The following is a 16559-nucleotide window of genomic DNA, read 5'->3' on the forward strand; positions in this document are numbered from 1 at the left end:
AAAAATCTTCTGACGAGAAAATTCGTACGAATTTTCTTGGGCAGGATCAGTCGAATTTCGCCGAGGGGGCCAACACGGTCGCTTCGCCGATCAGCACCTTCTTGCCATCCACCAGGCAGCGGCAATCGAGCTGCACGCGGCGCTTGCCGTGATCGATGCCGATCACCTCGACCTCGGCGCGCACCATGTCGCCGGGGCGCACAGGCGCAAGGAACTTGAGCGTCTGGCCCATATAGACCGTGCCATGGCCCGGAAGCTGCTCGCCGATGACGGCGGAAATCAACCCGGCGGTCAGCATGCCATGGGCGATCCGACCCTCAAAGATCGTGTCCTGGGCATAATCGTCATCCATATGCACCGGATTGAAGTCGGTCGAGACCTGCGCGAACATCTGGATATCCTCGTCGGTCACCACTTTCTGCAAATGGCGCACCATGCCCATCTCGATCTCTTCGATGGTGATGGTGCCGCGGGGCATATTATCCAACATTCTGTCCCTCCAATTCTACGTCGGCGCGCAATATTCAGACGATATCACGCGCCCGGTTGCAACTTTATTACTTTGCAGGCGCAGAAAAGCAAGGAAAAACTTTCCTATCGCAACCGGCCGATCGCATAGGTTGGCGACATGTTTTCCTTTTGGAGATAGGTGCTTAGCGCATCCGGGTCCGGTTGGTGCGACGTTTTGGTCTCTCCGGCGGCCAACCCGCCGGTGATGAAAAGAGAATCGATATCCTCGCCCATGGCCCCGCGCACATCCGTGCCGATGCCGTCGCCGATGGCCAGCGTGCGCGCGGGATCGAGCGTTTTGCCGAGGGCGGCCACGCGGCGGCGGGCGAGGTCATAGATCGGCGGGTGCGGCTTGCCGAAGTAAAGGCTTTGCCCGCCCATTTCGGTATAAAGCCGGGCGAGGGCCCCGGCGCACCATTCGCGGGTTTCGCCCCGGTCCACCACGATATCCGGGTTGGCGCAGAGCAGTTTCAGGCCCATCTGTTTGGCATAGAGGAAATCGGCGCGATTCTCGTCCGGGTCGGCCAGCGGATCAAACGGCCCGCAGCAGACAATGCCCTCGGCCTCGCGCAAAGGCACACGCGCGATCTCGACCGGATCGTCGATGATCGAGAGCGGCTCGAAAAAGCCCGCATCGCGCTGCCATTCGCCCATGAACCAGACCTTTTGCCCAACGGCGCCCCGGAACATGGCGGCGCGGGCGCTGTCGCCGGAGGTGGCGATCGCATCCCAGCAATCCTCTGGCACGCCGAACTGCGCAAGCTGCGCCTCGACCCCGGTGCGCGGCTTGGGCGAGTTGGTCAGCAGCACCGAGAGCCCGCCACCTGCACGATAGGCCTGAAGGGCGGCCACGGCTTCGGGATAGGCCCGCACACCGTTATGCACACAGCCCCAGAGATCGACGAGCAGCACGTCGTAGCGGCTGGAAATGTCGGCAAGGGACGAGATGATCTGGGTCATGGGGCCTCCGGTCTGTCAGGTGCGCCAGATATGGCAGCGCAGGCCATGAAAGGCCAGAGGCTCAGCCGAGCCAGTCGAAATGGGGTTCGACCGATTTGCGCCAGCTCAGGTGGCACTGACGCTCGAAACTGGCCGCGCCCTGGACGAGGTGCAACAGCCCCGAGCGCAGATCATGCGTGACCAGCCCGCGCGGCAGGTAGGCCGAACCGCCATTTTCCAGCAGATGCGCCAGCGCCCAGTCGGGGTTGGAAAAGCTGACGGCGGCGGTGTCGTCCCCCGGCCAGGCGGCGGCATGTTCGGAGCGGAAGCCGGGCCCGTAATCGACAAAGACATAATCGGGATCCCAGGGCATCGCGCCGCGCGGCAGGGTGGCCACCTCGATCAGCGCCTCGCGGGCAAAGGGCCGGTGGGCCATATCCGGGCCGGTCAGGGGCTCGGGCAGAAGTGCTGCGTCGCTCATGCCAGATTGCAGCCATCGGCGTGCATCCGCGGCCCCGCCGGTCCAGATATCGAAGGCGGTGTCGGGGTGGGTGTCGCGCAGGCTGTCGATCCAGGGCGCCCCCTGGCTGGACCAGAGCGACGGGTCGCAGACAAGGGAAAACATGGTTGTCACACCTTTGGGCAGGCTGGCCTGGGCGCGGGCGTTGGCCCAGGTGCGCGTGATCAGTTCGGCCTGATCGAGAAAGGCATAGCCCGCCTTGGTCAGTGTCGCGCCCGAGCGCGCGCGGTTCAGGAGTTTCGCCCCCAGTGCCGCCTCCAACGTGTCCAGCCGCGCGGTCACGGCGGATTGTGTGATGTGCAGTTCCTGGGCGGCCCGGTTGAGGTTGCCGGTCCGGGTCACGGCGAGGAAGGTCTGGATCGCGGCGATGTTCATGGGGTTATAATGCAAAAATTGTGATCTTATAGATAGATTAAATCCGATTTATTTATCTTGTTTATTTTGGCAAACTGCCCGGACCTTCAGGGAGGATGTCAGATGGAATTCAGCATTCAGCTTTCGGCGGATTACCCGGACAAGGCCTATGGCGGTGACCGGGTCTATCAGGACATGCTGGATCAGGCGGTGCTGGCCGACAAGCTGGGCTTTGACGCCGTCAGCGTGACCGAGCATCACCTGATCAATTGCCTGATGATGCCGGCACCTTTGACCTTTGCGACCAAAATTGCGGCGATGACCAAGCGGATCAAGATCATGACCTCGGTCGTGGTGCTGCCCTTGCACGATATGCGCGTCTATGCGGGTGAGGTGGTGGTGGCCGATATCTTCTGTGAGGGGCGGCTGATGCTGGGGGTGGGGCGCGGCGCCTTTGCCTATGAGATGGAGCGGCTGGGCGTGCCGATGGAGGAAACGCGGGAGCGGTTCGACGAGAGTCTGAATGTGTTGCAGGCGCTGCTGACGCAAGAAGAGGTCGGCTGGGACGGGGCGTATTACCAGTTCGAGCCGATCACCATCATGCCCCGCCCGGTGCGCGATATTCAGATGATGATGGCGGTGATGAATCCCGAAGGCATTTATGCCTGCACCAAGCGGGGCTTTCACATCCAGACGACGCCGCTCTCGGGCAATCATCAGCTTTTGATGGATCAGGTGGGCGGCTTTACCCGCGCCAAGGAGGAGATGGGCGAGGAGGGCGCGCATCTGACCCTGACGCTGAGCCGGGTGGCGCATCTGGCGCGGACCCCGGCGGAGCGGCAGCGCAAGCTGGAGGTGGCGCATCGCTATTACTCCCGTTTTGACAATGTCTATACCGGGCCGGGGATTGTCGATCATGGCATGATCCGGGAATTGCCGCGCGCGCAGAGCATGGAGGAGCTTGGGACAAGCCTTTTGATCTCGACACCGCAGGAAATGATCGACAAGCTGGCCCCCTATGCCGAACTGGGGATTGACCGCGTGATCCTGAGCCCCAATTTTGGCCTTGAGGCTGAGGAGACGTTAGACATGATTCAAGCATTTGCCGAAGAGGTGATGCCGCATTTCACCAACCGCGCGGCAGGGGTAGCGGCGCAATGAAGATCGCCCGCGATGCCTTTATCGCCGCGATGCGTCATGTGGCGGCCACGGTGACAGTGGTGACGACCGATGGCCCGGCGGGCAAGATGGGCGCGACGGTCAGCGCCTTTACCTCGCTGTCGGCCGATCCGCCCAGCGTGCTGGTGTGCCTGAAGGCCGATAGCCGCATTGCGATGGCGGTGCGCGACAACGGCGTGTTCTGCGTCAATGTGCTGCCGGAAACGGCCGAGGAACTGGCGCAATGCTTTGCCGGAGCGTTCGACCGCGAGCGCCCGGACCGGTTCGAGGGAATCGACTACACTCCGACGGAGGAAGGCCCGATCCTGCCGCAGGCCACGGCCTTTGCCTGTTCGCTCAACAAGTCGGTGGTCCATGGCAGCCATGCGATCTGTATCGGCGATGTCACGGGCATCTCGAACGCGGGCGAGCGCCCGCTGACCTATATGAGCGGCGCCTTTCATGTGGTGCAGCCGAAATCCAAGTTCTGAAAGGAAAGAGCATGCCGGTCATACGGGTTGAGATGTTTGCCGGGCGCAGCGCGGAGCAGAAGCGGGCGCTGGCCAAGGAGTTGACCGAGGCGTTCATCCGCACCGCTGGCGGTAAGCCCGAGAGTGTTCAGGTCGTGCTGACCGATGTGGAAAAGGAGAACTGGGCCAGCGGTGGCGTGCTGTTCTCCGACAAGGGGTAGGGGCATGGCACAGGCGCTGGACTGTGCGATGTCGGTGGAGGGCAGCGGCCCGCCGCTGATCCTGGTGCATGGGATCGGGGCGGCACGCAACACTTGGGCGAAGCTGATGCCGGTGCTGACCCCGCATTTTACCGTGGTGAGCTATGATTTGCGCGGGCATGGGGCGTCGCCGATGCCGGACGGCGAATTTGGCCTTGATGAGCTGGTGGCCGATCTGGAGCGGGTGCGCGAACGCAGCGGCTTTGACCAGGTGCATGTGGCCGGCCATTCGCTGGGCGGGATGATCGGGCCCGCCTATGCGCGACTATATCCTGAAAGGGTCTTGTCGCTCGGGGTTCTTTCAACAGCGGCGTTCCGCACCGAGGAAGACAGCACTAAGGTCCTGGGCGTGGTGCGCGCCATGGAAGAGCGCGGCATTCCCAATATCCTGCCCACCCTGACGGATCGCTGGTTCACCGATGCGTTCATTGCCGAGCATGGCGATGTGGTAGAACGGCGACTGAAGCAGGTGATTGGCACCGATGCGGGCGTTTTCCTGAACGTGTTCCGTATCTATGCCACGGTCGAGATGTCGCCCTGGCTGCATGAGGTGGCCACGCCCGCGCTGGTGCTGACCGGGGAAAACGATGGCGGCTGTCCGCCGCGCCTGAACGAGAAGATCGCCGCCGCGATGCCGAACGCGGAGCTGGTGATCCTGCCGGAGTACAAGCATTCGCTGCTTCTGGAAGCGGGCGAGATCGTGGCGGAGCATATCAAGAGGTTCATTCACGGCCTCTGAGAGGGGAAGAGTATGAGCGATACCGATCTGTGTTACATGGGCGCTGCCGAGGCGGTGGCGCTGTTCAAGGCGCGCAAGCTGTCGCCGGTCGAGCTGATGCAGGCGGTCATCGCCCGCGCCGAGGCGGTAGAGCCAAAGGTCAACTGCTTTGCCGATACCTATTACGACGAGGCGATGGAGCTGGCACGCAAGGCCGAGGCGCGCTATGCCAGACCCGGCGCGCGGCTGCGCCCGCTCGAAGGGGTGCCGGTGGCCATCAAGGATGAGAACCGGATCAAGGGGAAGTGGACCAGTTCGGGGTCGCTGACCACGCCGAAGGTGCCGGACAGCTATACCTCCTACAGTGTCGAGCGCCTGATGAAGGCAGGCGGGATCGTGCATGCGCGCTCCACCGCGCCGGAATTTGCCTGCGCGGGCATCACCCATTCAAAGCTCTGGGGGGTGTCGCGCAACCCGTGGAACACGGATTTTACCACCGGCGGCTCCTCGGGCGGGGCAGGCGGATCGCTTGCGGCGGGGACCACGACGCTGGCCAACGGGTCGGACATCTGGGGCTCGATCCGCATGCCGGCGTCCTGTTGTGGCGTGCTGGGGTTCAAACCGCCCTATGGCCGGGTGCCGGAAGATCCGCCCTTCAACCTTGACTATTACTGCCACGAGGGGCCGATGGCGCGCAGCGTGGCGGATCTGAGGCTGATGCAGAATGTCATGGCCGGGCCGCATCCGCTGGACATCACCACGGTGCGCCCGAAGCTGAGCATCCCGGCGGAACTGAAACCGATCAAGGGCTGGAAAATCGCCTTTTCGATGGACCTTGGGTATTTCGAAGTGGACCCGGAGGTGGTGCGCAATACCCGTGCGCTGCTTGACCGGCTGCGCGATCTGGGGGCCGAGGTGGAAGAGGTCGATCTGGGCTGGACCGAAGAGACGCTGACGGCGGCCTCGAACTATCTCGGGCATATCTTTGGCAACATGATCGGCGGGCTGCTGCCGCGCCACCGCGAGCAGATGACCAACTATGCCCGCAGCTTTGCCGAATTTGGCCAGCGCACCACGGCGACAGACCTGCTGACCTCGATGGAGGTCCTGAACGATATGTATGCCACGCTTGGCCCGCTTCTGGAGCGCTACAACGCGTTTATCTGCCCCACGATGCCGCTGCCTGCGGTGCGGGCCGATTATGACCCCGGCACCGACCGGTGCGAGATCAATGGCCGCGAGGTGCACCCGGTCTGGGGCTGGACCATGACCTATCCGTTCAACATGATGAGCCGTTGCCCGGTGATGAGCGTGCCCAGCGGATTTGCCGGGAACGGCGTGCCGACGGGCGTGCAGATCGTGGGGCGGACCTATGACGATGTGAGCGTCTTTCGAGTGGCCGCCGATCTGGAGCGGGTGCAGCCGCTTTATGGCGAGGAGGGTGCGCGGCCAAAGCTGTAGCCGAGCCTTGCGGGGGCTGCTAAGACAACCCGAAAAAGGCAAGGAGCAGCCCCATGCGCCAGATCATCGTCAGCGCCCCGGAGGCGGAAATGGAGCATATCATCCGCCGGGCCGAACGGCTGGGCGCGGTGGATATCCAGGTGCATCGGGAGTTGCAGGAGGCGGACCGCATTTCGGTGCATATACTGACCGATCGCCCGACGCGTCAGGAGCTGACTGACGGGCTGCAATCGGTGCTGAACGGCGTGGAGGACTGGCGCATCACCATGCTGCCGGTGGAAACCACGATCCCGCGGCCGGACGAGGACAAGCTGCGGGAAGAGCCGAAACGCGCGGGCGGGGCCACACGCGAGGAGATCTATAACATCGTCGGTCCGCAGGCGCGCGCCGACAGCACCTATCTGATCTTCGTTGTGCTCTCGACGGTGGTGGCCGCGTTGGGGATGCTGACCGATAGCGTGGCCGTGGTGGTGGGTGCGATGGTGATCGCGCCCCTGCTCGGGCCGAACCTGGCGCTTGCGGTGGGTGTGGCGCTGGGCGATGGCGGGCTGATCGGGCGGGCGATCACGACCAACATCGTCGGTGTTGGCCTGGCCCTGGCGCTGAGCTTTGGCATCGGGCTGTGGTGGCCTGTCAACCTGCAGTCCTCGGAATTGCTGGCGCGCTCCACGGTGGGGTTCGACGGGATGGCGATTGCGCTGGCCTCGGGGGCCGCGGCGGCCCTGTCGCTGGCCACGGGCGTGTCCTCGGCGCTGGTCGGCGTGATGGTGGCGGTGGCCTTGCTGCCGCCCACGGCGGCGATCGGGCTGTTCCTGGGCGCGGGGCAGAGCACGCTGGCCATGGGGGCGGCGCTGCTTCTGGCGGTGAACGTGGTCTGCATCAACCTGTCGGCGCAGGTGGTGATGGTCGCGCGCGGGATCACACCGCGCAGCTTTTTCGAACGCAAGCGGGCGCGGCGGGCCACCTGGATCAACGGGCTGATCTGGTTTGGACTGCTGGCGGCGCTGGGCGCGCTGATGTGGTATCGCACGCCTGTAGCGGTCTAGGCCGGTTTCTCGGAGAGGCCCCGGATCGGGCCGGGGGCGTGTGCCTTACGATGCCGATGCGTGACGCAGATCGGCGCCGAGGCTGGCCATCAGCGGCTCGAAGATCGGGAAGGAGGTGGCGATGGGGCTGCCGTCATCCACGCTCACCGGGTTTTGCGTGGCCATGCCAAGCACCATGAAGGACATGGCGATCCGGTGATCGAGCCGGGCCGCACAGGTGGCCCCGCCGGGCACGTTGCCGTGGCCGAGCCCGTGCACCGTCCACCAGTCCTCGCCCTCGTCCACGGTGATCCCGCAGGCGCGCAGGCCCGTGGCCATCGCGTCGATCCGGTCGCTTTCCTTCACGCGCAATTCCTTGACGCCGGGCATATGGGTGGGCCCGTCGGCGAAGGCGGCCACGGCGGAGAGCACCGGGTATTCGTCGATCATGGAGGCGGCGCGGTGGGGCGGCACTTCGATGCCCTTCAGGTCGGGCGAGAACCGCGCGCGCAGGTCCGCCACGGGCTCGCCGCCCTCAAGGCGTTCATTCTCGTAGGTCAGATCGGCCCCCATTTCACGCAGGGTGGTGAAAAGGCCGGACCGGGTGGGATTGAGCCCGATGCCGGGCACCAGCACGTCGGAGCCTTCGGTGATCAGCGCGGCACAGACCGGGAAGGCGGCAGAGGAGGGATCGCGCGGGACGGCGATGGTTTGCGGGCGCAGCTCGGGCTGGCCGGTGAGGGTGATCACGCGGCCCTCATTCGTATCCTCCGAGGTGATCTCGGCCCCGAAGCCCGCCAGCATGCGTTCGGAATGATCGCGGGTCGCTTCGCGTTCGATCACCACGGTCTGACCCGGCGCGTTCAGCCCCGCCAGCAGCACGGCGGATTTGACCTGAGCCGAGGGCACGGGCGTGGTGTAGCGCACCGGAACGGGGTCGGCCGCGCCGACGATGGTCATCGGCAGGCGCCCGCCGGAGCGGCCGAAGCTCTGCGCGCCGAAAAGCGCCAGCGGGTCGGTCACACGCGCCATGGGGCGGGAGTTGAGGCTGGCATCGCCGGTAAAGGCGGCGGTGATCGGGCTGGTGGCCATCGCCCCCATGATCAGCCGCACGCCGGTGCCGGAATTGCCGCAGTCGATGACCTGATCCGGTTCGGCAAAGCCGCCGACGCCGACGCCATGCACCACCCATGTGCCATCCTGCTCGCGGGTGATTTCGGCCCCGAAGGCGCGCATCGCCTTGGCGGTATCCAGCACGTCCTCGCCTTCGAGCAGGCCGGTAACGCGGGTTTCGCCCACGGCCATCGCGCCGAGGATCAGCGAGCGGTGCGAGATGGATTTATCACCGGGTACATCCGCGATGCCGGACAGGCCGGTTACACGGTGCGAGGTCATCGGGGTTGGCGTTGCATGGGCGGACATGAGGCGCGTTCCTTGGTCATTCGCAGGACTGATAGCGCAGGTGATGCGTCGCGTCCATCGGGTGATGCGCAGAAGCGTTTCGCGCCTGCGGCGGGGCTATTTGGCCAAGAAGAAAGGACAGTCTGGTGCCTATGTGGCGTTCACCCCTCAGTCACGCAGGCGCGGCATCCGCATTGAGGACGACAGAAGCGCGCGCCTGGCGGGGCCGGGGTGATCGCCCGGCCAGCGCCGGGGCGGGATGGATCAGGCGGCCAGGCTGTGGTGGCCGCCTGAAAGGGCAGAGGGGAAACGCGTCAGCGCGCGGTGTCACCATGTTCGAGAGCGCCCGGGGCCGGGCGCGCGGCGGCGATGACGATCACCTCGACGGTCAGTTCGGGATGCGCCAGCTTGGCCTCGCCGCAGGCACGGGCGGGGGCGTGGCCCTCGGGCACCCAGGCATCCCAGACGCTGTTCATCTCGGCAAAATCGGCCATGTCGGCAAGCCAGACGGTGGTTTGCAGGATGCGGGTCTTGTCGACGCCCGCTTCGGCCAGCAGCGCGTCCACTTTCTCCAGGCAGGTGCGGGTCTGATCGGCGACGCTGTCGCCGCGATTGCCGACCTGCCCTGCGAGGTAGATCGTGCCGTTGTGGATGACCATCTGGCTCATCCTTGTGGCGGTGTGAAAGCGGGCGATATCTTGCATCGGGGTCTTCCTTGATGTGAGGGGCGGGCGGTGTCGGCCCGGGTGGCGGTATGCTTGCCCAATGGGCGCGGGCGATGCAAGGGGCTGAGTCCGGTGACTGGGTCAATCCGGACGCTCCCGGGCCAGCTGTGGGTGCCGGACAGGACCGGCAGAAGGTTTGCGTTTTGGATCAGCTTCTTGCCCGGCTTGGGCACGGGCGCAAATCCTGACGCAACGTCACCCTGTGGGCGGCATGACCCGCGGGCCCTCTCGCGGGAGGATCCGCGACGCTGAAACGTTGGTGATTCGTAGCGATCAGGTGGAGGTTTCGTCTTCGAGATGCAGTTTCATGTCGATCAGGACCTGCTGCAGCGCCGTTGTCTCTTTCAGCAGGCGCTTGGCCTCGTTCACGGTGATCACGCCGTCCTCGATCGATTGCTGATACTCGGCCATGAGCATCGCAAAACGCTGGCTGAGGGCGATCACGTCGCTGTTGACGCCGCCTTTGTCATCGGTGTTGCGGCGGCGCTCGTCATAGCTGAGGCTGATGCCCTTCAGTTCGGCCAAAGCGCTTGTAACATGGGGGTAGCTGGCGGCCTCCTCCAGCGCGGCAACCGCATCGATGGGCATGAACCGGTCGGCATGTTCGGCGTGATCTGAATAATAACGCCCGAGCGTGGCCTTGGATTTGCCGGTCAGTTCGCAGGCCGGTTCAATCCCGACATCCTTGACCAGAGCTTCGGTGTGTTTCTTCAAGTAACTTCCGAATGACGACATGCACTCATCCCCGATATGGCGCGGCCCCGCTTGCGGGGGAAACGCCTCTGACTTTTCCCATGCCCCGCTTTATCAACAAATGTCATTTATAACGCAATCCCGGTTGTTGGGATGTAACGAGTACTGTCTCGCGTTTGGCAACGCGTTTACCAGGGTCCGGCGTCCCCAGCGGCGGACATGGGTGAGGCCACAGGTCCGGAGAACGTCCTTTCCGGCCTGATGGGTTCGGGCAGATAGGGCCGCTGTTTTCCATCCCCGGAAGCTTTGCTTCCTTCAGCGGTCCATGTCTACCGGATCTGGCCTCACCCTCAGGTGCTCGGGAGGGGGCGATTGCGGGATTGCCAAGACCCCGCGCCTTGCCGTAACCCGCTCACCATGGCGAAACTCTATTTTCACTACTCGACGATGAATGCGGGCAAATCGACCCTGCTGCTGCAAGCCGCCTATAACTATCAGGAGCGCGGCATGCAGACCTTTATCCTGACCGCGCATCTCGATGATCGCGCGGGGGCGGCGCGGGTGGCCTCGCGGATCGGGATCGCGCAGGAGGCCCAGACCTTCGCCGAAGGCGAGGATCTGTTTGCCAAACTGGCGGCGGTGCAGGAGGCGGCGGCGCCGGCCTGCATCTTCGTGGACGAGGCGCAATTTCTGAGCACCGAGCAGGTGTGGCAACTGGCGCGCGTGGTGGACGATCTGGGCGTGCCGGTGATGTGCTACGGGCTGAGGGTTGATTTCCGCGGGCAGCTTTTCCCCGGCTCGGCGGCCTTGCTGGCGCTGGCCGACGAGATGCGCGAGGTGCGCACGATCTGCCATTGCGGCAAGAAGGCGACGATGGTGGTGCGCAAGGATGCAGAAGGCCGGGTGATCACCGACGGCGCGCAGGTGCAGATCGGCGGCAATGAAAGCTATGTGAGCCTATGCCGCCGCCACTGGCGCGAAGCGGTGGGCGACGGCGGCACGGGCTGAGCCCGGCTCAGGCGGGTTGGAAGCCCAGCCGCGCGTCGCGTTTGCGCAGCAGGTGGACCAAAGGAAGGGCCAGCACCAACGCCCAGCTTTTGCCGATGACCTGCCCCCAGAAGAAGTCGAGGCTGCCGAAGGCGAGGCTGAGAAACAGCAGGCTGTCGGCGAGAATGCCCACCACGCCGCTTGCGGCCACGGCCAGCAGAAGGCTGCGTTTCTGCAGCGGGGTGTAGACGGCGAGATCCGCGAATTCCGAAAGAGCAAAGGCCACGACCGAGGCCAGCACCAGCGCGGGCGGGGCGACGAAGCCCGACAGGACCGCGCCGGCCAGAATGGCGCCCACGGCCCAGGCAAGCCCGAGCCTGCGCTGCACCAGATCGCGCAGCACCAGTGCCGCGCCGATCACCACCACGCCGCTTGGCGCGCTGATGCCCGGGGCCACGGGGATCACACAGGGGCCATTGGGCACGCAGAAGGTGCCGACATTGCCGATCATCCAGTTGGCCAGCGGAATGCAGGCGACGAACATGCCCAGATAGAGCAGGCCCTCGATACGTTGTGCGGTTTGCGTGTTCATTGGTTTATCCTCTTCCGCGATAGGTGGGGACGCCCGTTTCCGGCACCCAGACATCGGCCGGGGCGGGGCCGGTATGCCAGAAGACGTCAATCGGAATGCCGCCCCGCGGATACCAGTAGCCGCCGATGCGCAGCCATTCGGGCTCCAACAGATCGGCCAGCCTGCGCCCGATGGACACGGTGCAATCCTCGTGAAAAGCGCCGTGATTGCGGAACGAGGTCAGGTAGAGCTTGAGCGACTTGGATTCCACCAGCCAAGGCCCGGGGATGTAGTCGATCACCAGATGCGCGAAATCGGGCTGACCGGTCATCGGGCAGAGCGACGTGAACTCGGGCGCGGTAAAGCGGACGGTATAGCGGGTATCGGCCTGCGGGTTCTGCACCCGTTCAAGCTGCGCCTCGTCCGGCGAGGCGGGGATCTGGGTTGTCGATCCGAGCTGTTGCAGCCCGGCATAGATATTATCCTGGGTCACGTTGGACACCTTTCAGCAAAAGGGTCGCAACCTGTGGACTGCGCGCAAGACGGCCGGGGCCGTCTGTGTGTCAGTTGGTGATCCTTGTTTTGACCGGGTAGGCTGCGACCGGGAGTTTCGCGCCCCCCTTAACAGCAGGCCGCGGCGGGGTAAACACCCCGCGTGCTCAGGCCCTCTCGACCAGAACGGAACCGACGGAATACCCCGCCCCGAACGAACAGATCAGGCCCTTGTCGCCGGGGCTGAGATCGTCTGAATATTTCGAGAAGGCGATGATCGACCCGGCCGAGGAGGTATTGGCGTAATCCTGAAGGATGTTGGGCTGTTCGTCCGGTTCCGGCACGCGGCCCATCACCTTGCGGCCGATGAAGTCGTTCATCGTCTTGTTGGCCTGGTGCAGCCAGAGCCGTTTGAGGTGGTCGGCCTCCACCCCTTCATCGGCCATATGCGCAGAGATATGGGCGCTGACCATCGGCAGCACTTCCTTGAACACCTTGCGGCCCTCCTGCACGAAGAGCATGTCGCGCCGGTCGTCCATATGGCCCGCCCGGGTGCGGCGCAGAAAGCCGTTATTGTTGCGGATATTGTTGGAAAACTGCGTGGCGCAGCGGGTCGAGTGGATGAGGAAATGCGCGCCCTGCGCCTCTTCGGCGGGTTCGATCACCAGCGCCGTGCAGACATCGCCAAAGATGAAGTGGCAATCGCGGTCGCGCCATTCCAGATGGCCCGAGCAGATTTCGGGGCTGACCACCAGCGCGCGCCGGGCCGAGCCCGCGCGGATCATGTCGGCGGCGGCCTGGATGCCGAACGTGGCCGAGGAACAGGCGACATTCATGTCAAACGCAAAGCCGGCAGCACCCAGAAGCTGCTGAATTTCGATGGCAATGGCGGGGTAGGGGCGTTCGTGATTGGAGGCCGCACAGATCACGAGGTCGATCTCGCCTGCGTCACGCCCGGCCTGGGCCAGCGCGGCACCGCAGGCCTCCAGCGCCATTTCGGCCATGATGCCGGGCTCGTCATCGGAGCGCGGGCGCAGATGCGGGTGCATCACGGCCGGGTCCAGAACGCCGGTCTTGTCCATCACATAGCGCTGTTCGATGCCCGAGGCGTTGACGATGAATTCCGAGGAGGATTGCGGTTTGGCCTCCACCTCTCCGGCGGCGATCGCCTCGGCATGCTCGGCGTTGAAGGCTGAGGCATAGGCGTTGAACGCCGCGACCAGTTCGTCATTGGTGATGACTTGCGAGGGTGTGAAAACGCCGGTGCCGGTGATGGCTGGGATGGGCATGACTGTGCTCCGCTGAGGGTCGCATTAACTCATCCGATGCGGCGCGTGGCGTCAAGCATGACGATGCGATATTGCCGCCGGAAATATTTTCATGAGCCACTTGATTGGGGGATCAGCCCCCCCCATTTCTCCGTCATCCGGGTGCGAGGCTCCGCCCGGCGGCTGCAATGCGCGAGGGTGCGCAAAGAGCGCTTTCCTCTTCTGGACATATGCTATGCGTATTCTTGTTGCCGCGGTGCTGGCCGCTTGTGCTGCCCTGCCTGCCGTTGCCGATGAAACCGAAGGTCTGGTTCTGGCCTTTGATCGTCAGGCGCGCCTGATCGTGCTGACCGACAAATCGGTCTGGACGCTGCCCGACACCCTCACCGCGCCCGAGGATCTGGGCCGGGGCGACCGGGTGTTGTTCGAATACGAGGCCGAAGGCGAGGACGGGCTGACCGAGATCACCGCGATGACGCGCCTTTCCGTGGCACTTGGCGCAGGCGCGGACGGCGGTAGCTGATCCGGCTGAGAGCCTTCGGGCGAAACGGGTTGGACACGGGTGTTTCCGTGCTAGGTTCTGCCTCAGCATCTATCGGAGAGAGAGCGCCCATGTCCAAACCTGAGATCGCCCAGAAAGCCCCTTACCCTGTCGAGGTGACAGAGGGGAAAACCTATTTCTGGTGTGCCTGCGGCAGAAGCGCGAAACAGCCGTTTTGCGATGGCAGCCACAAAGAGACGGAGTTCTCCCCGCTGAAATATACGGCGCAGAAGGATGGCAAGCTGTTCTTCTGCGGCTGCAAGGCGACGGGCAAGGCGCCGCTCTGCGACGGAAGCCATTCGAAGCTGTAACAGGTGGCTGAGCGTCAGTTTACCAGATTGGGCGGGGTTTCTCCGGCCAGGGCGGCGCGCAGGTTTTCCACGGCCATCAGCCCCATGCGTTCGCGTACCTCCAGGGCGGCGGTGCCCAGATGCGGCAACAGCGTGACATTGTCGAGCGCGCGCAGCGCCTCGGGCACCTGCGGTTCATGCTCGTAAACGTCCAGCCCCGCCCCGGCGATGCGGCCCCCTTCCAGTGCCCTGATCAGGGCGGCCTCGTCCACCACATCGCCACGCGCGACATTGATCAGATGCGCGTGCGGGCGCATCGAGGCCAGAAAGGGCGCGTCGATCAGGTGATGGGTCCGCGCGCCGCCGGGCACACAGATCACGACGATGTCGGCCTCACCGGCCAGTTCCTCGGGGCTGTCGAACCGCCGCGCCTCGAAATCCAGCTGCTTTTCGGAGCGGTTGACATAGACCACCTGCATGCCAAAGCCGAAATGGCAGCGCCGGGCGACGGCCTGTCCGATGCGGCCCATGCCGATGATGCCCACGGTCTTGCCGGTCACATGCAGACCCATCATCTGGGTCGGGTGCCAGCCCGCCCAGTTGCCAGCGCGCACCAGCCGCTCGCCCTCGCCTGCGCGCCGGGCGCTCATCAGAATGAGCGTCATGGCGATGTCGGCGGTGGCATCCGTGACGGCCCCCGGCGTGTTGGTCACGGCCACTCCGGCCGCGCGCGCGGCCTCGGCGTCGATGTGGTTATACCCCACGCCGAAATTGGCGAGGACCTTGCAGCGGGGGTTGCTTTCCTCGGCAAAGACCTGCGCCGAGAACGCATCGCCCAGGGTCGGCAGGATGCCGTCATAAAGCGCCAGCGCACCGCGCATCTGGCCCACCTTGAGCGGTGTGGTCTCTTCGCGGATTTCCACTTCGAAATATTTTTCGGCCTCGGCCACGACGCGGTCGGGATAGGCCCGGGTCATCAGGACGCGCATCAGTGCATCCGCGCCCCGAGGGGGACGTCCTTGTCAGGGGCAAGAAGAACGATATTGCCGTTTTCATCCGAGACCCCCAGCACCAGCACTTCGGAGCGCACCGGGCCGATCTGACGCGGCGGGAAGTTGACCACAGCCATGACGAGACGGCCCGTAAGGGTTTCCGGCGAGTAGTGCACGGTGATCTGGGCCGAGCTTTTCTTTTCGCCAATCTCCGCGCCGAAATCGATCCAGAGCTTGATCGCCGGTTTGCGGGCTTCGGGGAAGGGTTCAGCGCGGGTGATGCGGCCGACGCGGATATCGACCTTGAGAAAGTCGTCGAAGCTGATTTCATCCGCCATGGCGCAGCTCCACCGAGCGGTCGGTCGCGGCCTTGACGGTGGCGCGCATCAGCGGCGGCAGGCCGGTGGCCTCGTCCATCAGCACCTCAAGCCCCGCCTGCGTGGTGCCATTGGGCGAGGTGACGTTGACGCGCAGCTGCGCCGGGGTTTCATCGGCGGCCTCGGCCAGTGCGCCGGCCCCCGCGACGGTGGCCTTGGCAAGCTGCATGGCAAGTGCGGGCGCAAGGCCCTGCGCCTCTCCTGCGGCGGCCATGCATTCGATCATGTGAAACACATAGGCCGGGCCGGAGCCCGAGAGGCCCGTGACGGCGTCCATCTGGTCTTCGCTGTCAAGGCGGACGACCTGCCCCACGGCGCTCAGCAGCGCCTCGGCGAGGTCAAGATGGGCAGAGGTCGCCTGGGCGTTGCCGATGATCGCGGTGATGCCCCGGCCCACGGCGGCAGGCGTGTTGGGCATGGCGCGGATGATGGGAGAGGTCGCACCAAATGCCGCCTCGAAGGTGGAGATTGGCGTGCCGGCGGCCACCGAGAGGAAAAGTGTCTCGCCGCCGCCCATGGCGGTGAGTGACGGCAGCGCTTCGCCCATCATCTGTGGCTTGACGGCCAAAAGAGCAATTGCAGGAGAAGCGGGCAGGTCTGCGTTGATGGCGACACCGGTGCTCTTGAGCCAGTCCGACGGGGCCGGGTCGATCACCGAGACGGCGCCGGGCGGCACGCCGCGTTCGAGCCAGCCTTGCAGCATGGCCGAGCCCATCTTGCCGCAGCCAAGTAAAACGAGGCCGCGCTCGGCCACAGTATCCAATGTCATGATCTGCCCTCTGATGTGTCGCGTTTTTGCGAAACCTA

At 64.6% G+C, this 16559-nt stretch carries 21 protein-coding genes; 9 read left to right on the plus strand and 12 right to left on the minus strand.

Going from position 1 to position 16559, the window contains the following annotated elements:
- Nucleotides 1-46: 46 nt before the first annotated feature.
- The 3 genes from EI983_RS03540 to EI983_RS03550 form a co-directional block, all read right to left on the minus strand.
- Nucleotides 47-490 carry a MaoC family dehydratase gene (locus EI983_RS03540; protein WP_157706033.1) on the minus strand — a complete coding sequence of 148 codons (444 nt, stop codon included), beginning with the start codon at nt 488-490 and terminating at the stop codon, nt 47-49.
- A 104-nt stretch (nt 491-594) separates the two neighbouring features.
- Nucleotides 595-1470, minus strand: coding sequence for a TIGR01459 family HAD-type hydrolase (locus tag EI983_RS03545; protein ID WP_157706034.1), 876 nt, complete (start codon nt 1468-1470; stop codon nt 595-597).
- Between the two features lie 61 nt (nt 1471-1531).
- A complete protein-coding gene (locus tag EI983_RS03550) occupies nt 1532-2359 on the minus strand; it encodes a LysR family transcriptional regulator (protein ID WP_198389369.1) in 828 nt (275 codons plus the stop codon).
- Between the two features lie 87 nt (nt 2360-2446).
- On the opposite strand from EI983_RS03550, the gene EI983_RS03555 reads away from it, so the two are divergent.
- From EI983_RS03555 to EI983_RS03580, 6 genes are read left to right on the plus strand one after another with little or no spacing between them, the layout of a single operon-like run.
- The gene (locus tag EI983_RS03555) at nt 2447-3484 is read left to right on the plus strand and encodes an LLM class flavin-dependent oxidoreductase (protein ID WP_157706036.1); all 1038 of its coding nucleotides are present in this window, start codon (nt 2447-2449) and stop codon (nt 3482-3484) included.
- Nucleotides 3481-3972: a flavin reductase family protein gene (locus EI983_RS19195; RefSeq protein ID WP_198389370.1), complete on the plus strand. Its 492-nt coding sequence runs from the start codon at nt 3481-3483 to the stop codon at nt 3970-3972. Before EI983_RS03555 ends, EI983_RS19195 begins: the two co-directional genes overlap by 4 nt.
- Before the next feature lie 11 nt (nt 3973-3983).
- The gene (locus EI983_RS19200; RefSeq protein ID WP_198389371.1) at nt 3984-4172 is read left to right on the plus strand and encodes a 4-oxalocrotonate tautomerase; all 189 of its coding nucleotides are present in this window, start codon (nt 3984-3986) and stop codon (nt 4170-4172) included.
- A gap of 4 nt (nt 4173-4176) precedes the next feature.
- Nucleotides 4177-4950 (plus strand): alpha/beta fold hydrolase, encoded by a 774-nt coding sequence (locus EI983_RS03570; RefSeq protein WP_157706039.1) that lies wholly within the window; start codon nt 4177-4179, stop codon nt 4948-4950.
- Between the two features lie 12 nt (nt 4951-4962).
- The gene (locus tag EI983_RS03575) at nt 4963-6390 is read left to right on the plus strand and encodes an amidase (RefSeq protein ID WP_157706040.1); all 1428 of its coding nucleotides are present in this window, start codon (nt 4963-4965) and stop codon (nt 6388-6390) included.
- A 53-nt stretch (nt 6391-6443) separates the two neighbouring features.
- Complete coding sequence (locus EI983_RS03580; protein WP_157706041.1) at nt 6444-7436, plus strand: TIGR00341 family protein; 993 nt, start codon at nt 6444-6446, stop codon at nt 7434-7436.
- A gap of 45 nt (nt 7437-7481) precedes the next feature.
- Here EI983_RS03580 and aroA read toward each other — a convergent pair whose 3' ends face one another.
- The 3 genes from aroA to EI983_RS03595 all read right to left on the minus strand — a co-directional run bounded on the left by aroA (nt 7482) and on the right by EI983_RS03595 (nt 10276).
- The gene (gene aroA, locus EI983_RS03585) at nt 7482-8837 is read right to left on the minus strand and encodes a 3-phosphoshikimate 1-carboxyvinyltransferase (protein ID WP_157706042.1); all 1356 of its coding nucleotides are present in this window, start codon (nt 8835-8837) and stop codon (nt 7482-7484) included.
- A 293-nt stretch (nt 8838-9130) separates the two neighbouring features.
- Nucleotides 9131-9520, minus strand: a complete 390-nt coding sequence (locus EI983_RS03590; RefSeq protein WP_157706043.1) for a RidA family protein — start codon at nt 9518-9520, stop codon at nt 9131-9133.
- Between the two features lie 294 nt (nt 9521-9814).
- Nucleotides 9815-10276, minus strand: a complete 462-nt coding sequence (locus EI983_RS03595) for a hypothetical protein (RefSeq protein WP_157706044.1) — start codon at nt 10274-10276, stop codon at nt 9815-9817.
- A 375-nt stretch (nt 10277-10651) separates the two neighbouring features.
- Here EI983_RS03595 and EI983_RS03600 point away from each other — a divergent pair, with 375 nt between their 5' ends.
- Nucleotides 10652-11242 carry a thymidine kinase gene (locus tag EI983_RS03600; protein ID WP_157706045.1) on the plus strand — a complete coding sequence of 197 codons (591 nt, stop codon included), beginning with the start codon at nt 10652-10654 and terminating at the stop codon, nt 11240-11242.
- Between the two features lie 7 nt (nt 11243-11249).
- Here the strand turns inward: EI983_RS03600 and EI983_RS03605 are convergent, their stop codons facing one another.
- The 3 genes from EI983_RS03605 to EI983_RS03615 all read right to left on the minus strand — a co-directional run bounded on the left by EI983_RS03605 (nt 11250) and on the right by EI983_RS03615 (nt 13573).
- The gene (locus tag EI983_RS03605; RefSeq protein WP_157706046.1) at nt 11250-11813 is read right to left on the minus strand and encodes a VUT family protein; all 564 of its coding nucleotides are present in this window, start codon (nt 11811-11813) and stop codon (nt 11250-11252) included.
- Nucleotides 11814-11817: 4 nt separating this feature from the next.
- On the minus strand, nt 11818-12285 hold the full coding sequence (queF, locus tag EI983_RS03610) for a preQ(1) synthase (RefSeq protein ID WP_157706047.1): 468 nt from the start codon (nt 12283-12285) through the stop codon (nt 11818-11820).
- A 166-nt stretch (nt 12286-12451) separates the two neighbouring features.
- On the minus strand, nt 12452-13573 hold the full coding sequence (locus tag EI983_RS03615; protein ID WP_157706048.1) for a beta-ketoacyl-ACP synthase III: 1122 nt from the start codon (nt 13571-13573) through the stop codon (nt 12452-12454).
- A gap of 214 nt (nt 13574-13787) precedes the next feature.
- Between EI983_RS03615 and EI983_RS03620 the strand changes: the two genes are divergently transcribed.
- A complete protein-coding gene (locus tag EI983_RS03620) occupies nt 13788-14075 on the plus strand; it encodes a hypothetical protein (protein ID WP_157706049.1) in 288 nt (95 codons plus the stop codon).
- A gap of 89 nt (nt 14076-14164) precedes the next feature.
- The gene (locus tag EI983_RS03625; RefSeq protein WP_157706050.1) at nt 14165-14404 is read left to right on the plus strand and encodes a CDGSH iron-sulfur domain-containing protein; all 240 of its coding nucleotides are present in this window, start codon (nt 14165-14167) and stop codon (nt 14402-14404) included.
- 14 nt (nt 14405-14418) lie between these two features.
- Here the strand turns inward: EI983_RS03625 and EI983_RS03630 are convergent, their stop codons facing one another.
- From EI983_RS03630 to proC, 3 genes are read right to left on the minus strand one after another with little or no spacing between them, the layout of a single operon-like run.
- Nucleotides 14419-15375, minus strand: a complete 957-nt coding sequence (locus EI983_RS03630; protein WP_157708968.1) for a 2-hydroxyacid dehydrogenase — start codon at nt 15373-15375, stop codon at nt 14419-14421.
- The gene (locus tag EI983_RS03635) at nt 15372-15713 is read right to left on the minus strand and encodes a tRNA-binding protein (protein ID WP_157706051.1); all 342 of its coding nucleotides are present in this window, start codon (nt 15711-15713) and stop codon (nt 15372-15374) included. Before EI983_RS03635 ends, EI983_RS03630 begins: the two co-directional genes overlap by 4 nt.
- On the minus strand, nt 15703-16521 hold the full coding sequence (proC, locus tag EI983_RS03640; protein WP_157706052.1) for a pyrroline-5-carboxylate reductase: 819 nt from the start codon (nt 16519-16521) through the stop codon (nt 15703-15705). Before proC ends, EI983_RS03635 begins: the two co-directional genes overlap by 11 nt.
- Between the last annotated feature and the right edge of the window lie 38 nt (nt 16522-16559).

The organism is Roseovarius faecimaris (assembly GCF_009762325.1).
GTDB classification, from domain to species: domain Bacteria; phylum Pseudomonadota; class Alphaproteobacteria; order Rhodobacterales; family Rhodobacteraceae; genus Roseovarius; species Roseovarius faecimaris.

What these genes read in the sequence shown, in the direction of transcription:
- EI983_RS03625 (WP_157706050.1), top strand. Translation starts at nt 14,165, where the DNA reads ATGTCCAAACCTGAGATCGCCCAGAAAGCCCCTTACCCTGTCGAGGTG.
- aroA (WP_157706042.1), bottom strand. Translation starts at nt 8,837, where the DNA reads ATGTCCGCCCATGCAACGCCAACCCCGATGACCTCGCACCGTGTAACC.
- EI983_RS03590 (WP_157706043.1), bottom strand. Translation starts at nt 9,520, where the DNA reads ATGCAAGATATCGCCCGCTTTCACACCGCCACAAGGATGAGCCAGATG.
- EI983_RS03600 (WP_157706045.1), top strand. Translation starts at nt 10,652, where the DNA reads ATGGCGAAACTCTATTTTCACTACTCGACGATGAATGCGGGCAAATCG.
- EI983_RS19195 (WP_198389370.1), top strand. Translation starts at nt 3,481, where the DNA reads ATGAAGATCGCCCGCGATGCCTTTATCGCCGCGATGCGTCATGTGGCG.
- EI983_RS03540 (WP_157706033.1), bottom strand. Translation starts at nt 490, where the DNA reads ATGTTGGATAATATGCCCCGCGGCACCATCACCATCGAAGAGATCGAG.
- EI983_RS03555 (WP_157706036.1), top strand. Translation starts at nt 2,447, where the DNA reads ATGGAATTCAGCATTCAGCTTTCGGCGGATTACCCGGACAAGGCCTAT.
- EI983_RS03575 (WP_157706040.1), top strand. Translation starts at nt 4,963, where the DNA reads ATGAGCGATACCGATCTGTGTTACATGGGCGCTGCCGAGGCGGTGGCG.
- EI983_RS03615 (WP_157706048.1), bottom strand. Translation starts at nt 13,573, where the DNA reads ATGCCCATCCCAGCCATCACCGGCACCGGCGTTTTCACACCCTCGCAA.
- EI983_RS03570 (WP_157706039.1), top strand. Translation starts at nt 4,177, where the DNA reads ATGGCACAGGCGCTGGACTGTGCGATGTCGGTGGAGGGCAGCGGCCCG.
- EI983_RS03595 (WP_157706044.1), bottom strand. Translation starts at nt 10,276, where the DNA reads ATGTCGTCATTCGGAAGTTACTTGAAGAAACACACCGAAGCTCTGGTC.
- EI983_RS19200 (WP_198389371.1), top strand. Translation starts at nt 3,984, where the DNA reads ATGCCGGTCATACGGGTTGAGATGTTTGCCGGGCGCAGCGCGGAGCAG.
- EI983_RS03580 (WP_157706041.1), top strand. Translation starts at nt 6,444, where the DNA reads ATGCGCCAGATCATCGTCAGCGCCCCGGAGGCGGAAATGGAGCATATC.
- EI983_RS03620 (WP_157706049.1), top strand. Translation starts at nt 13,788, where the DNA reads ATGCGTATTCTTGTTGCCGCGGTGCTGGCCGCTTGTGCTGCCCTGCCT.
- proC (WP_157706052.1), bottom strand. Translation starts at nt 16,521, where the DNA reads ATGACATTGGATACTGTGGCCGAGCGCGGCCTCGTTTTACTTGGCTGC.
- EI983_RS03605 (WP_157706046.1), bottom strand. Translation starts at nt 11,813, where the DNA reads ATGAACACGCAAACCGCACAACGTATCGAGGGCCTGCTCTATCTGGGC.
- EI983_RS03635 (WP_157706051.1), bottom strand. Translation starts at nt 15,713, where the DNA reads ATGGCGGATGAAATCAGCTTCGACGACTTTCTCAAGGTCGATATCCGC.
- EI983_RS03545 (WP_157706034.1), bottom strand. Translation starts at nt 1,470, where the DNA reads ATGACCCAGATCATCTCGTCCCTTGCCGACATTTCCAGCCGCTACGAC.